Origin of the sequence: Microbulbifer sp. TB1203, from assembly GCF_030997045.1 — a bacterium.
Classification (GTDB): Bacteria; Pseudomonadota; Gammaproteobacteria; order Pseudomonadales; family Cellvibrionaceae; genus Microbulbifer.
Genome location: NZ_CP116899.1, coordinates 4,040,155 through 4,058,694, shown reverse-complemented (window position 1 = coordinate 4,058,694; position 18,540 = coordinate 4,040,155). Strand labels below are relative to the sequence as shown.

Sequence of the window (18,540 nt, the reverse complement as noted above, 5' to 3'; positions counted from 1 at the left end):
GGCCCGGCTTCGTAGAAAAGCTGATCGCGGGCATGGCCCGCTCCTACAAGGGAGGAAGTTCCATCGAAATTGATCAGTTACAGCCACAACCGCCTCCACTGCCACCCTCGGCGCCGCGGGCCGCCTCGCGGGCCTCGTACACATGGTTCATATAGCCGGCGGCCACCGGGTCCCGCTCGAAGCCCATGATCGGGTCGGCCAGGTAGTGCCGTTCGTAGGGTTGCACCCAGGGCGTCACGGTGCAGCCCTGCAGGAACAGCAGGCCGGCGGCGACGGATAGCAGCAGTAGTGGACGGGACATGGCTCTACTCCCGGATCAGTTCCTTGATAACTTTCTTGTAGGCGGCCTCGTCGCCGTCGCGGAATCCGCGGTGCACATGGCGGATCTTGCCGTCGCGGTCGATAAATACCGAGCTGGGCATGGCGTCCACGCCGAACAGCTTACTCACCTCACCTTTGCTATCGAACAGAACCGGAAAGTCCACCGGAATCTTGCCCAGCATCTGCTCTGCGTCTGCGCGCTTGGAATCCACGTTCACGCCCCAGACCTGGAAACCGGCGGCTTCGTAGCGCGCGTTCAGTTCGTCCAGCAGCGGCATTTCCTGGCGGCAGGGGCCGCACCAGGAGGCCCAGAAATTCAGCATGATCACTTTTCCGCGCTGTTCCGCCAGGCGCAGGTTATCGCCCTTGTTGGAGGCCAGGGTGAAATCCGGGGAGGGCTCGGCGGCTGCGGCCAGTTGTGTGGAAAGCGCCAGAAAAATGGTGGTCAATAAACGGATCATGGAAAAAAATCCCTCTCATTAAAAGTAAATGGAAATGCCGAGTTGGGCGGACAGATTGTTGGTGCTCTGCGCCTCGCCGAAAATCTCGTGCTCGAAAATATGGTCGCGGACATCCAGGCGCAACGCCAGCCAGTCTTTGGTCAACACCCGCACGCCGGCACCGATGTTGTAAGTAAAGTGCTCTTCGTCGGCAAAGGAAGTGCTGCCGATACCGCCGATCAGGTACAGGCTGCTGTTCAGCGCCCAGCGGTCGAACAGGAAGTATTCACCGGGAAACAGATTCCAGGCCAGCGACAGGTCGTAATAACTGAGTTCCCGCTGCTCGTCGGTGAGCAGCGGCGCCGAGCCGCTGAGGCGCTCGAAACTGGATTCCCCCAGCTCCGTCTGCCCGTAAGCGGCCTCCATAAAAACGTCCTCGTTGATATGGTAGGCAAGGGCGGCGCCGTACAGCGGGTTGGAGCCGAAATCCTCCACATTCATGACACCGCCGGCATAGACGGTGATCTCGAAATTCTCGCTGTCGATCTGCGCCTCGCGGATTTCCCGCCGCTCCAGATCCGGGGAGATAATTTCGCCGAGGATATCGTCATCCTCCTGCGCCCAGGCGGCGGAAGCCAGCAGGGACGCGGCAATGATTACAGATAAACGTCGAAACCCAGTTTCCACTCCACTATCTCCTGATTATTTTCCCGCGAAGTGAGCAGGTAGTGATTGGCCAGCTCGGCGCGCAGTGCAAAGCGCCGGGAAAGATGCGTTTTTATTCCCACCCCGGTGAGCATCGCCGTGTCCCGCCGGTCCTCGGTGGCCACGATGGTGGCGTTAGGGGAGGTGATATTGATCCCGGTGCCCAGCATAAAGTAGGGCGACAGCCGCCAATCGGGGAACGGCTGGTGCACCACCGCCACTTGGTAGGTCTGGCTATCGGAAAACTCGCCCACCGCCTGGGTCGCGCGCAGTTCCGCGGAGATATTCGCGGTAAAGCGGTAGCCGAGAGTCATCCCCAGGGAACTGGCGCCGTCGAAGTCGCCGTAGCTGAATCCCAGGTGGAAATCCTGGGTGCGGTAGTCGCGGTAATCCGGTACCGGCAGCACCACCTGCTCGTCGTCCGCGCCGTAGATTTCCCCCAGGTCCGCGATGCGCACCCAACCGGTGATTCCCCTGCGGGTCGACACCTTGACCCAGTCAGTGCGCCGCTTGAGCAACCAGAGGGTTTCGCCGTATTCCAGTGCGTGAAAAATCGGGTAGCCGCGACCGGGGCCGGTGTACATATTCACGTAGGGTGAGCCCACGGTGACTTTCTCGGCGTCGTCCGGCGGGGATTGTGCCGCGGCGGCACCGCACAAGAGCAGCGCCATGCAGAAAAAATAAAAATGGATGCGGGCACTCAACTGCTTACTCCACCGGACTCTATTCAGGCACAAAACAGTTCCCTCTCCCCCTGGGGAGAGGGTTAGGGAGAGGGGGCGACAGCCGAAGCCCTCTCCCCCAGCCCCTCTCCCGCAAGCGGGAGAGGGGAGTAGTTCGGGGCCGCGACCGGATTGAGCAGTTATCACGGATCAGTTTACCGGTGCAGCAAAAGGGTTGTTGTAATACTGTGCACCGATATCCAGCCATTCGGAAATCAGTCTCAGTTCCGCCGGCTCCAGGTAATCGCCGTGGCCGGCACCCGGCTCGAACATCTCGAAAAAGCGGCTGCCGTTGGCGGAATCGCCCATCACACCTTCGATATCGACGGTCACCATAACAGGAATCGGATTGCCGTCGCCATCCAGTATCAGTTCACCGTCCTCATCCGTCTCGAACAGCGGATTGCCGTTGTCGTCGGTGTCCTGCACCAGAATATTTTGCAGCGCGCCGTCCACCAGTTGCTGGGTGGGGTTGTCGAACAGCAGCTCTACATAAGAGGTGGCCCAGTCCGCGTTGGCGGGGGAGGGATCGGCCACCAGGTTGAGTTGCGCCGCCGGCACGCGCACCATGCCGTCGGCATCCCGCGCGGAGTGGCAGGCGGTACAGGTGTGATCCTCGAGGACAGTGCCGGCGCCGTCGGTAATTTCCCGCGTGCGCTCCCACAGCGGCTGGATATGTTCCGGGTAGTGAATAACGATGCGGCAGCTGCTGTCCCAGTTGTCCTGGCAGGCCAGCGACATCGGCTGTGGCGTGGCCAGTTCGCCGTAGGGAATAACGCTGCTGGGGTCCTTGGCGCGCACCGCCGGATCGGTCCACAGGTCCGCGTAGGCGATATCCCCTTCCAGCTCTGCCTCGCCGGCGATGCGCGCGAGCAACTGGGCCATGGTCTCGCCCATTTCCGCCACCAGCGCCGGCTCGGTATTGGGGAAGGGAATGCCGGAGGTAGCGGCGCCGCTCCAGGCGGGCTCGGGCTGTTTGTCGGCACGGCCGTGGGCGACTTCGCTGTCCGCGGTGTGGCAGCCGTTGCACTGGCGCACTTCGCCAGCGCGCAGTTGCAACCAACTGCGGTGACGGCCGACGATGCGCCGCCCGTCGGCGTCCACTACGGAAATCGCCAGCGGGGTATCCGCCGGCAGCACAACCCTCACCGAGCCGTCCGGCTGGATCGGCGTGTAGCCGAGGATTTCCCGCATACCGTGGGCACCGTTACGGCCAAATGCCGAGCGATCGAAATCCAGCACGTCGTCGTCGGGAATGCCCACTCCTTTGACGATGCGCAGGTAGCGCGCCGGGCGGACTTCCGCGCTGGTGATCTCCGGGTCAGCCAGCTCGGCGATGCCGGCCCCGTCTTCTCCCGCAAGAATGTCCACCCCATCGAAATCGTACACACTGCGGATATCCAGAATGCCCGCGCCCGCCTGCACCAGTTCCCGGTCCAGGTCAACGCCGGGCACCGGCTCCGGCAGAAATTCGGGCTCGATGCGCGGCTCCAGGGTGACGCCTTCGGAAATCATTTCCCCCTCTTCCGCCACCACGATCGGCCGCTGGGTGCCCTCACGATAGTCGTAGATCCACAGGCCGTAGATGGGGTCCGCCGGCACCGGTTCTTCTGTGTCCAGCCACTCGTCGGTACAGGGGCGCGGCAGCAGGGTTTCCTCATCCTCATCACCATCATCCTCCACCAGCACTCGGCACTCGCTCCAGGACACCAGCAGGCGGCTGGTGCCGTCGTGGAAAGGCCAGGCGGAGGCGAAGAGTCCGTGGGGGGAGAGGCTGCCGTCGGTGATCACCTGTTCCACGGCGATGGACGCCTGGCCCTGCAGTTCCCCCTCGCCCTCGGGCTGGCTGTAGGCCTCGGTGTAGTTGGCGCTGTCGATGGCCACCAGGTCGCCGCCGTAATTCAGCCCTTCCGGCGCGCGCAGGGTTACCAGCAGGCGGCCGTCGGGCATTTCCCGCGGCCTGACGAAGGCGGCGTCGGTCTGGTTGGTGCCGGTCTGCTGGCTGTGGTAGCCGTAGTGGAAGGAGAGGTCGGTGCCGTCCGGGCGCAGGGTGTAGAGACTGAGATTGTCCACCCCGCCCATATTGTCCCAGCGGTTGAACAGGATGCGGCCGTCGTTCAGCACCGTGGGGTGCAGGTCGTGGCTCTGGTTGTAGGAGATCTGACGGATATCGGTGCCGTCCGGTTCCATCACGTGGAGCACGAAGGCCTCGTTCTGCAGTTCCTCGGTCAGGGAGGAGAACTGCGGCTTGTCGTCATCCAGCAGCAGCGCGCGGGAGCGGCGCTGGCGGGTGGAGGTGAAGACGATGCGGCCGTCGGGGAGGAAGGCCGGGGAAATGTCCTGGCCTTCCTCGGCGATCAGGTCGGACTGGATCACCCGCCGTAAATCATTCTCTTCCAGGTCGTAGAGCCAGATATTCCAGGTGGGCTGTTCATCGTCGTCCGCGTCCTCGATTTCCGGGGCGCGCATGGCGAATACCAGGCGGTTGCCGTCGGCGGAGGTGTTCAGGTCCTTTACGTCATAGCCGCCCACGAAAGAGTCGTCTTCGAACAGGCCTTCGGTGAGCACCCGCTCCGGCGCGCTGGGTGTGGCACGGTCTTTCAGCACCAGTTGGGCACCGGGGTTGAAGGCGGCCGGGGAGTAGACGTCGTCCGGGCTCAGGCCACCGTCATCCTCGAGCGACAGGCTGCGGCGCACGAAGGCGAGCGGGTAGTCCACCACCACCGGGTCTTCCGCCTGGTCCCCGCCGCCGGAACCACCGCTCCCGCCGCCGCTGCAGGCAGCCAGCAGAAACAGCGCAGACAGCGCTCCAAAATGTTTCATTTTTGTTTTCACTATTTCCGCCGGCTCCGCGAAATCAAAGATTGTCGCAGGTCAAATTTTCACTGTTGATTCGTCGACACTTAAGATAAACCACTCTGAAACTGCCGACTGGGACACACTTCCCAGATTCCACACTGGTCAAATCACTTTTACGCCTTAGTATCGGGGGCTTACAGTTACCGCTACCACCTCCGATGAAAAATCAATCGCCCCGACAGTCTGTTGTTCAGCACCTGGCCCTGGTGGGCACCTGCCTGTGGGCCGGGTGCGTCTCCGCCGGTCCCGAGGAGCAGGCACTGCAGATTCACAGCCGCCTCACCGGAGTAAAACCCGCAGAGAGCGTATTGGTGGATATGGCCGAGGATATCGCCAACGGCGACGCCACCGCCGCCGCCTACACGGCGATGGAAAACGACGCTTTCTACAATGTCACCCTGAAAAACATCGCCACCCCCTGGACCAATCGCGACAGCAACGTATTTGCGCCGCTGAACGATTACACCGCGAGTGTAATCGGCACTGTGCGCGATGATATGGATTTCCGGGAAATTCTCTACGGCAACTTTCTCTACCTGGGGGACAGCGGCCTCGGCCTGCCCGCTTACCGCAACAGCGACAACGATCACTACGAGGCGCTGGAAGCCGGCGGTTACTCACTGAAGGACAACCTGGTGCGCAGCAGCCAGTCGTCCCTGACCGGCCTGCCGGCGGATGCCACCGCCGGGGTGATGACCAGCCGCGCCGGTGCGCGGGCTTTCCTGATCGCCGGCACCAACCGCGCGATGTTCCGCTTCACTCTGCTCAACCACCTGTGCCGGGATATGGAGCAGGTACACGATACCAGCCGCCCGCCGGACCGCATCCGCCAGGACGTGAGCCGCAGCCCCGGCGGCGACAGCCGGGTGTTCCAGAATAACTGCGTCGGCTGTCACAGCGGCATGGACCCCATGGCCCAGGCGTTCGCCTATTACGATTTCGTCTACGACGCGGACAACGACCCGGAGGGGGAGAACGGCAGCCTGGACTACAACAGCGCCGGAGACACCGATCCGCAAACCGGCACCCGGGTAAAGGCGAAAAATCATATTAACAGCGCCAACTTCCCCTACGGCTTTGTGGTACCGGACGACCGCTGGGATAACTACTGGCGGCAGGGCCCGAACATGTACCTGGGATGGAGTGAGTCCCTGCCCGGCAGCGGCAACGGCGCCAAGTCACTGGGCCGGGAACTGGCCAACAGCCGCGCCTTCGCCCAGTGCCAGGTCACCAAGGTGTTCGAGCAGGTCTGCCTGCGCGCACCGGAGGACGCCGCGGACCGCACGCGGATAGACACCATTGCCGACAGCTTTTCTGCCGGCGGTTACCGCCTCAAGCAGGTGTACGCCGACACCGCTGTTTATTGCGCGGGGGATTGATTGACATGAAAATTAAAAATACCCCGGCTGTAAAAAACCGTGAACTCAATGCTAAGGCCCTGATGCCGGAAGTTGTTTGCGAGACTGTTGGCGAGAGGGACCTCGCCAACAAGCCTACAGGGAGGTATTCACGGCGTGTCTCGCAAACAACTTCCGGCAGCAGGGCCGCCACTACGGTCCATTCAACGCCATTTGCCTGGGGCCTTTTTCTGGCTGCGACAATCCTGACGGGCTGCAGCGGCGGCAGCGGCCAGGACACAGAAGAACAACCCGATACCAATCCCGGCGGTGGCGGCACCAGCTATTCCGGCCCACCTCCGGAAACCGACGACGTACAACAGTACAAGCGCTATATCTGGGACAACCTGGCGGCGCAGAACCGCTGCGGCAGCTGCCATGTCGAGGGCAACCAGAGCCCGCATTTCGTGCGCGGCGACGATATCAACGCGGCCTACGGCGACGGGCGCGGCCTGGTGGACCTGTCCCGTCCGGCGGAATCCCGCCTGGTGACCAAGGTCGGCGGTGGCCATAACTGCTGGCTGTCCAGCGCCGATGCCTGTGCGGAAATCATCACCAACTATATCGAGGACTGGGCCAGGGAGAGCGGCAGCTTGGTGAACAGCATCACCCTCACCCCACCGGTTGAGCGCACCGTGGGTGCCAGCAAAAGCTTCCCCGCCTCCAGTTCCGGCTTTTCCAATACCGTCTACCCGCTGCTGCGCACCTACTGCGCGGGCTGTCACAGCGAGGACGCCGGCACCGCGCAGCAGCCGTATTTTGCCAGCGCCGACGTGGACAAGGCCTACGAGGCCGCGAAAAGCAAAATGAACCTGGACAACCCGGCGGACTCGCGCTTCTCCGTGCGCCTGGGTAGCGAGTTCCACAACTGCTGGGACGACTGCGCGGACAACGAAGCGGAGATGACCGCGGCCATCCAGGCCTTCGCCGACGGCATCTCCCTCGCCGAGGTGAACCCCGACTGGGTGATCAGCAAGGCGCTGCTGCTCACCGACGGCATCGTGGCCAGCAGCGGCGGGCGAGTGGAGAGCAACGCGATCGCGCTCTACGAGTTCAAAACCGGTTCCGGCACCACCGCTTTCGATACCTCCGGGGTCAACCCGGCCATCGACCTGAACCTGTCCGGCGATGTGGAGTGGCTCGGCTCCTGGGGCATCCAGCTGAAGGGCGGCAAGGCCCAGGGGGCCACCGCCACCAGCCGCAAGCTGTACGACACTTTGATAGCAACCGGCGAATACACCATCGAGGCCTGGGTGGCCCCGGCCAATGTCACCCAGGAGGGGCCGGCGCGCATCGTTACCTACTCCGGCGGCAACGATATCCGCAACTTCACCCTCGGCCAGGCCATGTACAACTACGTGTTCCAGAACCGCAGCGAGAGCACCGACGCCGACGGTATGCCGGCGCTGGTGACCGACGACATGGCCGAGCGCGTCCAGGCCACACTGCAGCATGTGGTAGCCACCTACGATTCGGTCGAGGGGCGCAAGCTGTACGTCAACGGCGAATTTACCGGCGACGTCGATCCGGCCGAGGTGGACACCCTCAGTACCTGGGACGACACCTTCGCCCTGGCCCTGGGAAGCGAAGTGTCCAACGACAACGTCTGGCAGGGCGCGGTGCGCTTGCTGGCGATTCACTCCCGCGCGCTGTCCGCGGAGGATATCGCCACCAACTACGAAGTGGGCGTGGGGCAGAAATTCCTGCTGCTGTTCAAGATAGAAGAACACACCGGCATTCCCGACAGCTACGTGATGTTCGAGGTGCAGCAGTTCGACAACTACGGCTATCTGTTCAACCGGCCGACATTTATCAGCCTGGATGACAGCGCCGACCCGGACGGCATCGCCCTCGAAGGTATGCGCATCGGCATCAACGGCCGCGAGGCGGAAACCGGCCAGGCCTGGGCCAACCTCTCCCTCACCCTGAACTCGGGCAGCTATACCCCGGCAGAGGGCCAGTTGCTCTCGCCGCTGGGCACGATTATCTCGCTGGAGAAAGGGCCGGAGTTCGACGAATTCTTCCTCACCTTCGAGCGTCTGGGCAGCGAGACCTTTGCGCGCGTAGAGCCCACCCCCGCGCCCCCGGCGGCGCCCGCGGATCTGCCGCCGCAACCGAGAATCGGCCTGCGCCGCTTCGAGCAGATACACGCGGCCCTCTCCGCCGCCACCGGCATTCCCCGCACCCATCCGGATGTGGTGGAGACCTGGGAAAAAGTGAAACAGCAGCTTCCGGTGGGCAGCGATATCCGCGGCTTCCTCGCCGCGCAGCAGATGGGGATTACCCAGTTGGCGGTGAAGTACTGCAATACCCTGGTGGAATCGTCGACCCGGAGCAGTTATTTCCCCGGTTTCAATTTCAGTGCACCGGCAAATACCGCCTTCAACGACAAGTCGCTGGTGATAGACCCGCTGATCGAACACCTGCTGGGGCACGACATAACCTGGCACGACAACACCGTTTCGCAGCTGGCCACCGCCCCGGTGCGGGCGGAAGTGGAAGGTGAGCTCTCGGACCTGATCGACAAGATGACTGCCTGCGGCACCGGCTGCGAAGCGGACCGCACCGAGACCACGGTGAAGGCGGCCTGCGCGGCGGCCATGGGCAGTGCGATGATTTTGATTCATTAAGAACCCGAAGCGGCGCACGATGCGCAATGCGAAGGGCCTGATGCCGGGGGCTTTTTGCGGGACTGTCTGCGAGAGGGACCTCGCGGACAAGCCTACAGGGACGTATTCACGGCGTGTCCCGCAAAAAGCCCCGGTAGCAGGCCCGCCACAGACCCGACCAAAACCCGCGGAATACCGAAATCGGACAAAACGATGCGCAAGAAGAAAAGTTTCCAACTGGATGAACCCCTGCGCCACCCGGACCACCACCGCCCGGTGAGCCGCCGGGATTTTCTCGGCCAGGGATTCCGCACCGGGCTGGCCACGGTGCTGGGTGGCTCCTTGTTCAGCCTGTTCGCCGATCCCCGCCGCGCCCACGCCGCGCTGTCGTCGGACCTGGAAGCCCTGCGGGGGCCCTGCGGGGTCAGCGCCGCAGGCGGCGCCGGCAAGATTCCGTTTATCTGTTTCGACCTGGCCGGTGGAGCCAATATCGCCGGCTCCAACGTGCTGGTCGGCCAGCGCGGCGGCCAGCTGGATTTCCTCAGCACCGCCGGCTACGGCAAGCAGGGGCTGCCCGGGGATATGGTGCCGTCCATCACCGATGCCGCCGGCAGCCCCTTTATCAACACCGACCTGGGCCTCGCCTTCCACAGCGACAGCGGTATGCTGCGCGGCATCCTCGACAAGATCGCCGCCGGCACCGCCTCCGCCACCAACGGCGCGGTGATTCCCGCGCGCTCGGAAAACGACACCGGCAACAACCCCCACAATCCCATGTACGGCATCAACCGCGCCGGCGCCAACGGCGAACTGCTGGCGCTGATCGGCTCCAACCCCAGCGAGTCCGGCGGCAACTCCCTGGCGCCCATGGCGATGATCGATCCGGAGGCGCGCCCCACCAAAGTGGACAGACCCAGCGACGTCACCGGGCTGGTGGACTCGGGGGATCTGGTGGGCCTGCTCAGCCAGCAGGACACAGTGGCGGTGATGGAATCCATATTCCGCATCTCCAACGCCAAACTGGGCAGGGTGGATACGAAAGTCACCGCGGACGCGGTAATCAAGGACCTGGTGAAGTGCGGCTATATGAAAAGCGCCGATCTCGCCGACCGCTTTGGCGATCCCTCTCAGCTTGACCCGATCGCCGACCCGGATATCGTCGGTCCCTCCGGCATCTTCACCAGTGCCGAGTTCAACAACGATCGCGAATTCCAGAAAACCGCCTCCACAATGAAGCTGGTAGTCAACGGCTACGCTGGCGCCGGCACCATCACCATGGGCGGCTACGACTACCACACCGGCGACCGCGCCACCGGCGAGATCCGCGACCTGCGCGCCGGGCGCTGCATCGGCGCCTGCCTGGAGTACGCCGCGCGGGTGGGCCAACCGCTGATGATCTACGTGTTCAGCGACGGCTCGGTATTCAGCAACGGTATGATCGACGACTCCGTGGACGGCCGCGGCAAAGGCGTGTGGACCGGCGACAACCAGCAGACCGCCGCCTCCTTCTTCCTGGTATACAATCCCGCCGGGCGGCCGCAACTGCTCGGCGGCAGCGCCGACCAACAGGCTCTGCACCAGCAGCTCGGCTATATGCGCGCCTCCGGCGACGTGGAGACCACCTCCAGTCCGGCGGCCAACAACGTCAACCTACTGGTGGAAACCGTGGTGCTCAACTATATGGCGCTGCACGGCGAACAGGGCAATTTTGCCAACCTGTTTCCCAACCACGGGCTGGGCAACAGCGCACTGATGGACAGCATGACCGCATTTGCACCGATTGTTTAATGATAACTGCCGATTTCCGTAGGGTGCGCCGCGCGCACCGTTTTTCGTCCGCCAATATTTTCGGTGCGCGCGGCGCACCCTACCTGTTTGTGTGGCTGTTGTTACTCGCCTCCACTGCCAGCGCCGAATGGCACTACGAAAAACAGGCCATTATGGGCACCGAAGTCTCAGTGCAGCTGTGGCACGAGGATGAAAAAAGGGCGCAGGAGCTAATCGGACAGGTGATGGCGGAATTCCACCGCCTGGACGGAGAACTGTCGCCCTTCAAGGAAGACAGCGAGCTCTCCAGGGTCAACCGCAGCGCCGGCAAACAGACCGTGGAGATTTCCAGCGAACTCTCCGCGCTGATCGACAAATCCCTCTGGTACAGCGAACAGACCGGCGGCGCCTTCGATATCACCTTCGCCAGCCTGGGCAAACACTACGATTTCCGCAAACACCAGCGGGCGGACAACCAACTTACCAAAAAACTGCTCCCGGCCATCGATTACCACCACCTGCAGTTCAACAAAGCGAAAAACACCCTGCACTTCGCCCACCCGGACACCAGCATCGATCTGGGCGGCATCGCCAAGGGCTATTCTGTAGACCGCGCGATCCATATCCTGCACAAAGCCGGCGTCTGCTGCGCCAGCGTCAGCGCCGGCGGCGACGCGCGCATGCTCGGCGACAAGCGCGGCCAGCCCTGGCTGGTGGGCATCCGCCACCCCCGCGACAGAGGCAAAAACGCCGTGGTGATTCCGCTGGAAAACACCGCCATCTCCACCTCCGGCGACTACGAACGCTACTTTATCGGCGAGGGCGAAGCCCGCGTACACCATATCTTCAACCCGACTACCGGCATGCCCACGGATACCAACGCCACCGATAGCGACAAACTGATCAGCGTAAGTATTATCGGCCCCCGGGGTTTTGACACCGATCCGCTGTCCACCAGCGTGTTCGTTCTGGGCAAGGAGAAGGGACTGGCCCTGATCGACCGCCTGCCCGGCTTCGAGGCGGTGGTGATCGACAGCCAGAAACGGCTGTTTTTCAGCCGCGGATTGGATATGCCCCGCCATTCGTCGACTGAACAACCATCGGCGACACAAACTGCCAACCAGATCACGCCGGAAACATGATCCCTTGAGATAATTCGTCGTTCCGACCCGTAGGCAAAGCCCGCGCAGCGGGTGTGCCCATCAGGAGTGCGACATGATGGGCATGTCGCTTCGCTCCTTTGCCCATCCTACGGCGAGTTCCGCAAAATCGAAAAACAAGAAGGCACCTCCCAGATGCAACGCTGTATGCAGCTCCTGATCCTCTCCCTCGCCGCTTTCGCGGGGCTGGCGACAGCCGGCGACGGGGACTTTCCCGCGGAAAAACTCGAGTCGCTCAAGAGCGAAGTGCTGAAGCTCAACCGCGACCTGCTAATCCTGGAAGAGGACCTGCTCTACCCGGCGCAGAGCCAAATCGCCGTCTATGTGTCCATGGACGTGGGCGAATATTTCCAGCTGGACGCGGTAAAACTGCATATCGACAACAATCTCGCCGCCAGTCACCTGTACACGGACCATCAGCGGCACGCGCTGATCCGCGGCGGCATCCAGCCGCTGTTCAAGGGCAACCTTAAATCCGGCAATTACAGCATTTCCGCCTTTTTCACCGGCATTGGCCCCCAGGGCCGCGAATACAAGCGCGCGGCCAACCTGGAGCTGGAAAAAACCGATGAACCGGCAGTGATCGAACTGCGCATCGCGGATTCGGAAGGCAAGCAGCAGCCGGAATTCCAGCTGGTGCAGTGGCCAGCGCCCTAGATCGCTATGCGGTACAAACCCCTCTCCCATTTTTTCCTGTCTGCGACGTTGATCTGCGCCGCCGCACCCGCGCTCGCCTCGGAAAAATATCAACAGGCCCAGGATATGCGCTACGGCGCCGGCCTGTACGAGTATTTCCAGGGCAACTATTTCGACGCACTCAGCACCCTGATGGTGGCGGAGCACCGCGGCGGCATCCGCGCGCACGCGGACAATGCGGCGCTGATTGAGGGCGGTATCAGCCTGGGTTTCGGCCTGCAGCAGCGGGCGGCAGAACTCTTCGAGCAGCAGCTGGAAAAAAACGGCGGTGAAACCCCGGCCAGGTACCGGCGTCTGGCCTGGTTGAAACTGGCGGAACTGAACTACCTGAAAGAAGACTGGCCCCAGAGCGCGCAACAACTGGAGAAATCCGGCGCGAGCGAAACCGACCTGGCCTTAAACCTGGCACTGCGCACCGGCGATCTGCAGCGCGCGCAGCAGCTGCTCGCCGGCGATACCCTGCCGCTCAAATACCGCGTGCTCGGCCATACCAACCTCGGCGCCGCGCTGGCCCGCGAACAGCGCTACGCCGAGGCCATCGATCACTACCACCGCGCCAGCGCCCTGGTGCTGGATGTCGATGAACCCCCGCGGGAACTGAGCATTCTCAAGGACAAGGCGCATATTGCCGCCGGCTACGCCTACGGCCTGCAGCAGCGCCACACGCAGGCCGCGGAGGAATTCCGCCAAGTGCGCCTGCGCACCCCCTGGGCTGACCGGGCGCTGCTTGGGCTGGGATGGTCCTCGATCAACAGCGGCCAGTACCAATCCGCCATCGACGCCCTCCAATTCCTGGCCGCGCGCGAGCCGCTGTCCACCGAGGTGCAGGAAGCCCTGGCCGCATTGCCCTACAGCTACGAAAAACTCGAGCGGCCCCGCGCCGCCCTGACCGCCTATCAACAGGCCGAGCGGCAGTACCACTCGGCATTGGTCGAATTGCACCAGCTGCAACAATCGGTGAAATCCCTGGAATTTTCCCCCACCCCCATTATGGATAGCGGCACCGCACAGCGCTATGGCTGGCTGGAGGCGGCGGAGGCCCCACAGCTGATGCGGGAAAACCTGCGCTACCTGCGCCCCATTCTGCAGCGCGACGATTTTCAGCTGCGCCTGTCGGAACTGCGCGACTTGCGACAACTGGCAGGAGTGATCGACAACTGGCAACAGCGCCTGCCGCTGTTCGACCAGTTGATCGTCGAACGTGAGCGTCGGCGCGTCGCCATCGTGGACAGCTATACCAGTGCCCAGTTCGACCAGCAGGTGGATATCGCCCGGCAGCAGTATCGCCAACTGGAGGCCTCGCTGGCGCGCATCGAAAGAGACAGCGACGCGCTCGCATTGGTGGATAAGGAAAATGGAGAGCGTGGAGAATTTCTCGCACTGACAGAGGAAGCGAAAGACCGCTACCGCAAACTGGCCGCCCTCGGCAAGGCGCGCCCGCAGCAGGCGCAGACCCTGCAGCGCGCCCGCGGCCTGCTGCTGTGGCAGGCGGGCCAGGAGTATCACCACAACCTCTGGCAAAAGCGCAGGGAGCTGCAAAAACTGGGCGAACAACTGGAAAATGCCGACCGCCGGCGGCGAAGCGCAGACCGGATCGCCCAGCGGGCGCCGCAACTCAACCAGCTGCAGGAAAAAGTCGACGCGGCCCGCCCGCAGCTGCGCGCGCAGCGACGGGAGATCGACGCCGCCAGCCGCAGCATCGAGGCATCCATACGTCGCGACGTGATTACCGAGCTGGCGCGGCAGCGGCAGCAGATACAGCAGTATCTCGCCCATACCCGCCTGGCCATCGCGCGCCTGCAGGACGCGGCTGTTCAATCCGGAGAGCAACCAGGTACCGGAGGCGGTGCCGGTGAATAAGAAAATTCTCGCCCTCGCCATCGGCTGCACCCTGCTCTCCGCCTGCGGCAACCAGCCGTCGGAAACCCTTGCGGACCTGCCCTCGGCAACCATACCGCAGGAACCGGCGATCGAGATTCCCCAGCCGGATATCGCCACACTGCAGCGCAGTTACGAACAGGCCCTGGCCAGCAACACCGATTCCCACACCCGGCGGCAGATCCGCCTGCGCCTGGCAGACCTGGAAATGGAGCGCCTGGAACAGCGGCAGGCGGACAATCCCGAGACCGCCGTCTCCTACCGCAGCGCGGTACAGCAATACGAGGCGCTGGCCGCGGAGACCCCGGGGGACGACTATATCCTCTACCGCTTGGCCCGGGCGCGGGCGCTGGATGGCGAAATGGGGGAATCCCTGCAGGCGCTGGAAAAAATCGCCGCGGCGACCCCGGAATCCCCGTTTATCGCCGAGGTGCTCTTCCGCCGCGGCGAGGCCGCCTTCAACCGGCGGGACTATCCCGCCGCGGCGCGGGACTTCCGCGCGCTGCTGCAGCAGGGAGAAACCCCTTTCGCCGACAACCCCTTCACCGACAATGCCCGCTACATGCTCGGCTGGTCCGAATTCAAGTCCTCCGAATACCGTCGCTCCGCGGAAACCTTTTTGCAGCTGCTGGACCAGCTCCACGGGCGCGCTCCCTTCGACGAACTGCCCGCGGGCCAGCGCCGCCTGGCGGAGGACAGCCTGCGCGGCCTGGCCCTGGGATTCAGCTACCAGGGCGGCGCCGAGGCGATCGAATCCTTCAGCCCCGCCGGGGAAAACCGGCCCTACCAGCACCACCTGTACCGCGCGCTGGGGGAATGGTACGGGGAAAAGGAGCGTTACCGCGAGAGCGCCAATACCTACCTGGCCTTTGTGGAAAACCATCCGCAGAGCCCGGAAGCCCCGGCGCTGCACCTGCGCGCCATCGAGACACTGCAGAACGCCCGACTGCCCGGAGAAGTACTGCCGGCAAAGCGGGAGTTCGTACAGCGCTACGGCATCCGCAGCGACTACTGGCAGCAGTCGGACAATGCCCAACGGGAAAAACTGGCCGACTGGCTGCGCCCCTGGCTGGCGGAACTGGCAAAGTACGACCACGCCCGGGCCCAAGCGTTAGCGACACAAAAGACGCTAGCGACACAAAACGGCAAGTCTGTACAAAGTGCGGCAAAAATTGCCCGCGAATCGCACGCCGCCTACCTGGCCGCGGCGAACCTCTATCAGCAGTACGCGGAAACCTTTCCCGAAGACAGCGACACCCCGGAAATGGTCTTCCTGATGGCGGAATGCCTGGAACACGCCGGCGACGACCCGGGTGCCTGGAGCGCTTACAGCACCGTGGCCTGGGAATACCGCGACCCGCAGCGGGGCGCCGAGGCGGGTTACGGGGCCATTCTCGCCGCGAGCAGGATGCAGCAGCGCACTGAAGGCGAACAGCAAACCCTGTGGCTGGACCGCAAGACCGAAGCCAGCCTGAAATTCGCCGACGCCTGGCCCGGAGACAGACGCGCGCTGCCAGTTCTCCTGGACGCCGCCGACAATCTGTTCCGTCAGGCCCGCTATCCCGAGGCCATCGCCGCGGCGCAACGCGCCAGTGAATGGCAGCCGCCACCGGACCGCCGCCAGAGACAGAACCTCTATTTAGTGCTCGGGCACAGCTATTTCGAACTGCAGGACTATCCCCAGGCGGAGCTGGCCTACACCTCGGTGCTACAGGGGGCGGCGCCGGAGGAGAGCGCGTACAAAACCGCGCAACAGCGTTTGCAGGCGGCCATCTACCGCCAGGCGGAGCTGGCGATGGCAGAGGGGCCCAACGAAGAAGGGCTGCGCCATCTGCTGCGTATCCGCGACAGCGGGCGCACGGATATCGCCGCCACCGCCCAGTACGACGCGATCAATTATTTAATCGACATGCAGGACTGGCAGCGGGCCAGCGCGGAGCTGGCGGATTTCCGCCAGTACTACCCCGCCCACCGACTGGCGCCGACCCTGGCCGCCAAGGCGGTAGTGATTTTCCAGGCGCTGGGACTGCCGGGCGCCGCCGCAGGCGAACTGCTGCGGCTGGCGCAGACCGATCCGGACGCGGAAGTGCGCCGCCAATCGCTGTTTATGGCCGCGGAACAATTCCAGCAGGCGGGGGAAACGGACAAGGCCATCGCCGCCTACCGACAGTACAGCGAACAGTGGCAGCAACCCGCGGAACAGCGGCTGGAGGCCCAGTACCAGTTGATCCAGCTCCACGACAAATCCCAGCGGCAACAGCGCAACCCTTGGCTGCAAAGCCTGGCATACAACAAAGTCGAATCCCCGCGGGGCCGCTACCTGGCCGCTTACGCCCAGAGCGAACTGGCGGAGCAGAGCTTCCAGTCCTTCGCACGCCTGCCCCTGCGGCTGCCGCTGAAAGCCAGCCTGGCGGACAAGAAGCGCGCCCTGGACACCACCGTGGCCGACTACCGCAAGGTGCTGAAATTCAATATCGCCGAATTCACCACCCAGGCGAACTTCCGCCTGGCGGAAGTCTACCGCCAGCTGAGCCGCGACCTGATGGAATCCCAGCGGCCCAACGGCCTCGATGCGCTGGAGCTGGAGCAGTACGAAATCCTGCTGGAGGAACAGGCCTATCCCTTCGAGGAAAAAGCCATTGAACTGCACGAAGCCAATATTCAGCGCACCACCGACGGCCTCTACGACGACTGGGTAAAACGCAGCTTCGACTCCCTCGGCAAACTGCTGCCGGCCCGCTACCAGAAACCGGAAAAAACCCTGGGGTGGAGCAATGCACTGCACTGAACGTCAAATCACTTACCGGCTACGCACGGCTGTGGCGATTTTTGTAGGATGGGCAAAGCGAAGCGCGCCCATCAACGCCGCGGAAGATGGGCACGCTTCGCTTTGCCCATCCTACAAGCACTCCGCAACGTTTATCTGCCGGCTGTTCGCTGCACTCTCCTTGGCAGCGCTGGTCGCCTGCACACCCGCCCTCGGACCACAGGAAAGTACCGGAGAAACCGGCGGCGAAAGCCAGCGAACCCCAAATCCCTACCTGGCCCAGGCGGATCGCGCCCCGCAAGCTGCGCGGGACGGAATGGAAATTGCACGGCAGGCCTTTGAGCGCGGCGACCTGGCCGCGGCGGAAGCCGAATTAACAAAACTGACAGAAAGCTGGCCCAAACTCTCCGGCCCCTGGCTCAACCTGGGCTTAGTGCAGAGAAAACTGGACAAACCCGAGGCCGCGGAACAGAGCCTGCGCCAGGCTATCGCCGCCAACGGCAACAACGTATTCGCCTGGAACGAACTGGCGGCCCTGCTGCGCGACGCCGGCCGCTTCGAAGAAGCGGAACAGAACTACCGGGAGGCGCTGAAACGCTGGCCGGACTACGCGGACGCCCACATAAACCTGGGCATACTGTTCGACCTCTACCTGCACAAACCGGAAGAGGCGCTGCAACACTACCGCGCCGCCCAGGCGCTGCAGGAAGAAGAGGACCGCCAGCTGGCCGGCTGGATAGTGGATCTGGAGCGGAGGCTGTAAATGAAAAAGCTGCTGCAATATGGCGCCCTGCTCGCGGCACTGTCGGGCGGCGCGGGCGGCGCGGCCGCCGAGGACGTGATCGAACTGGAATCCACCGTGATCGGCAACCAGGAGCAACCGAAGGTGCTGTATATCATCCCCTGGAAACAGGCCGACAGCCTCGCGCGCCTGGATGGCGGCCTGCCGCAGACCATCGGCGATGTATTTGCGCACCGGGATTACTCGGAGTTCCAGCGGGAGATCAAATTGCTGCAGTCCAATGAAAAAGAGGCTGATTAAAGGAGCATTTCCTGTAGGAGCCTGCTTGCAGGCGAACGGCTACGGAGCTCCGTTCTTGTTCGCCTGCAAGCAGGCTCCTACAGGGGGAAATAGTCCGTAGGGCGGATAAAAATCAAGCATATCCGCCTACGATTTTTCCGAGTTCAGAGCCCCGGCAAGTGGGCAGTTACATAATTT

At 63.2% G+C, this 18,540-nt stretch carries 14 protein-coding genes; 9 read left to right on the top strand and 5 right to left on the bottom strand.

Going from position 1 to position 18,540, the window contains the following annotated elements:
• Positions 1–73 precede the first annotated feature (73 nt).
• The 5 genes from PP263_RS17365 to PP263_RS17345 all read right to left on the bottom strand — a co-directional run bounded on the left by PP263_RS17365 (position 74) and on the right by PP263_RS17345 (position 5,011).
• The gene (locus tag PP263_RS17365) at positions 74–301 is read right to left on the bottom strand and encodes a DUF4266 domain-containing protein (RefSeq protein ID WP_308365077.1); all 228 of its coding nucleotides are present in this window, start codon (positions 299–301) and stop codon (positions 74–76) included.
• A gap of 4 nt (positions 302–305) precedes the next feature.
• The gene (locus tag PP263_RS17360; RefSeq protein WP_308365075.1) at positions 306–782 is read right to left on the bottom strand and encodes a TlpA disulfide reductase family protein; all 477 of its coding nucleotides are present in this window, start codon (positions 780–782) and stop codon (positions 306–308) included.
• A gap of 18 nt (positions 783–800) precedes the next feature.
• Entirely contained in the window at positions 801–1,448 is a 648-nt protein-coding gene (locus PP263_RS17355; protein ID WP_308365073.1) for an outer membrane beta-barrel domain-containing protein, read from the bottom strand.
• A complete protein-coding gene (locus PP263_RS17350; protein WP_308365072.1) occupies positions 1,418–2,170 on the bottom strand; it encodes an SH3 domain-containing protein in 753 nt (250 codons plus the stop codon). The genes PP263_RS17355 and PP263_RS17350 overlap by 31 nt, the downstream gene beginning before the upstream one ends.
• A 168-nt stretch (positions 2,171–2,338) precedes the next feature.
• Positions 2,339–5,011 carry a hypothetical protein gene (locus PP263_RS17345; RefSeq protein ID WP_308365071.1) on the bottom strand — a complete coding sequence of 891 codons (2,673 nt, stop codon included), beginning with the start codon at positions 5,009–5,011 and terminating at the stop codon, positions 2,339–2,341.
• Between the two features lie 194 nt (positions 5,012–5,205).
• Between PP263_RS17345 and PP263_RS17340 the strand changes: the two genes are divergently transcribed.
• From PP263_RS17340 to PP263_RS17300, 9 genes are all read left to right on the top strand, one after another.
• Positions 5,206–6,426 (top strand): hypothetical protein, encoded by a 1,221-nt coding sequence (locus PP263_RS17340; RefSeq protein ID WP_308365070.1) that lies wholly within the window; start codon positions 5,206–5,208, stop codon positions 6,424–6,426.
• Between the two features lie 5 nt (positions 6,427–6,431).
• Positions 6,432–9,074 carry a LamG domain-containing protein gene (locus PP263_RS17335; protein ID WP_308365068.1) on the top strand — a complete coding sequence of 881 codons (2,643 nt, stop codon included), beginning with the start codon at positions 6,432–6,434 and terminating at the stop codon, positions 9,072–9,074.
• Between the two features lie 192 nt (positions 9,075–9,266).
• On the top strand, positions 9,267–10,841 hold the full coding sequence (locus PP263_RS17330; RefSeq protein ID WP_308365065.1) for a hypothetical protein: 1,575 nt from the start codon (positions 9,267–9,269) through the stop codon (positions 10,839–10,841).
• Positions 10,841–11,962 carry an FAD:protein FMN transferase gene (locus PP263_RS17325; RefSeq protein ID WP_374693674.1) on the top strand — a complete coding sequence of 374 codons (1,122 nt, stop codon included), beginning with the start codon at positions 10,841–10,843 and terminating at the stop codon, positions 11,960–11,962. The genes PP263_RS17330 and PP263_RS17325 overlap by 1 nt, the downstream gene beginning before the upstream one ends.
• A gap of 165 nt (positions 11,963–12,127) precedes the next feature.
• Entirely contained in the window at positions 12,128–12,637 is a 510-nt protein-coding gene (locus PP263_RS17320; protein ID WP_308365064.1) for an AraC family transcriptional regulator, read from the top strand.
• 6 nt (positions 12,638–12,643) lie between these two features.
• Positions 12,644–14,536 carry a hypothetical protein gene (locus PP263_RS17315; RefSeq protein ID WP_308365062.1) on the top strand — a complete coding sequence of 631 codons (1,893 nt, stop codon included), beginning with the start codon at positions 12,644–12,646 and terminating at the stop codon, positions 14,534–14,536.
• On the top strand, positions 14,529–17,342 hold the full coding sequence (locus PP263_RS17310; protein WP_308365061.1) for a tetratricopeptide repeat protein: 2,814 nt from the start codon (positions 14,529–14,531) through the stop codon (positions 17,340–17,342). The genes PP263_RS17315 and PP263_RS17310 overlap by 8 nt, the downstream gene beginning before the upstream one ends.
• Positions 17,329–18,084 carry a tetratricopeptide repeat protein gene (locus PP263_RS17305; protein ID WP_308365059.1) on the top strand — a complete coding sequence of 252 codons (756 nt, stop codon included), beginning with the start codon at positions 17,329–17,331 and terminating at the stop codon, positions 18,082–18,084. Before PP263_RS17310 ends, PP263_RS17305 begins: the two co-directional genes overlap by 14 nt.
• Entirely contained in the window at positions 18,085–18,363 is a 279-nt protein-coding gene (locus PP263_RS17300; RefSeq protein WP_308365058.1) for a hypothetical protein, read from the top strand.
• Positions 18,364–18,540: the final 177 nt, after the last annotated feature.

Excerpts from the sequence above, each read along its gene's own strand:
- PP263_RS17365 (WP_308365077.1), bottom strand. The coding sequence starts at position 301 with ATGTCCCGTCCACTACTGCTGCTATCCGTCGCCGCCGGCCTGCTGTTC.
- PP263_RS17360 (WP_308365075.1), bottom strand. The coding sequence starts at position 782 with ATGATCCGTTTATTGACCACCATTTTTCTGGCGCTTTCCACACAACTG.
- PP263_RS17345 (WP_308365071.1), bottom strand. The coding sequence starts at position 5,011 with ATGAAACATTTTGGAGCGCTGTCTGCGCTGTTTCTGCTGGCTGCCTGC.
- PP263_RS17340 (WP_308365070.1), top strand. The coding sequence starts at position 5,206 with ATGAAAAATCAATCGCCCCGACAGTCTGTTGTTCAGCACCTGGCCCTG.
- PP263_RS17335 (WP_308365068.1), top strand. The coding sequence starts at position 6,432 with ATGAAAATTAAAAATACCCCGGCTGTAAAAAACCGTGAACTCAATGCT.
- PP263_RS17330 (WP_308365065.1), top strand. The coding sequence starts at position 9,267 with ATGCGCAAGAAGAAAAGTTTCCAACTGGATGAACCCCTGCGCCACCCG.
- PP263_RS17325 (WP_374693674.1), top strand. The coding sequence starts at position 10,841 with ATGATAACTGCCGATTTCCGTAGGGTGCGCCGCGCGCACCGTTTTTCG.
- PP263_RS17320 (WP_308365064.1), top strand. The coding sequence starts at position 12,128 with ATGCAGCTCCTGATCCTCTCCCTCGCCGCTTTCGCGGGGCTGGCGACA.
- PP263_RS17315 (WP_308365062.1), top strand. The coding sequence starts at position 12,644 with ATGCGGTACAAACCCCTCTCCCATTTTTTCCTGTCTGCGACGTTGATC.
- PP263_RS17305 (WP_308365059.1), top strand. The coding sequence starts at position 17,329 with ATGCACTGCACTGAACGTCAAATCACTTACCGGCTACGCACGGCTGTG.
- PP263_RS17300 (WP_308365058.1), top strand. The coding sequence starts at position 18,085 with ATGAAAAAGCTGCTGCAATATGGCGCCCTGCTCGCGGCACTGTCGGGC.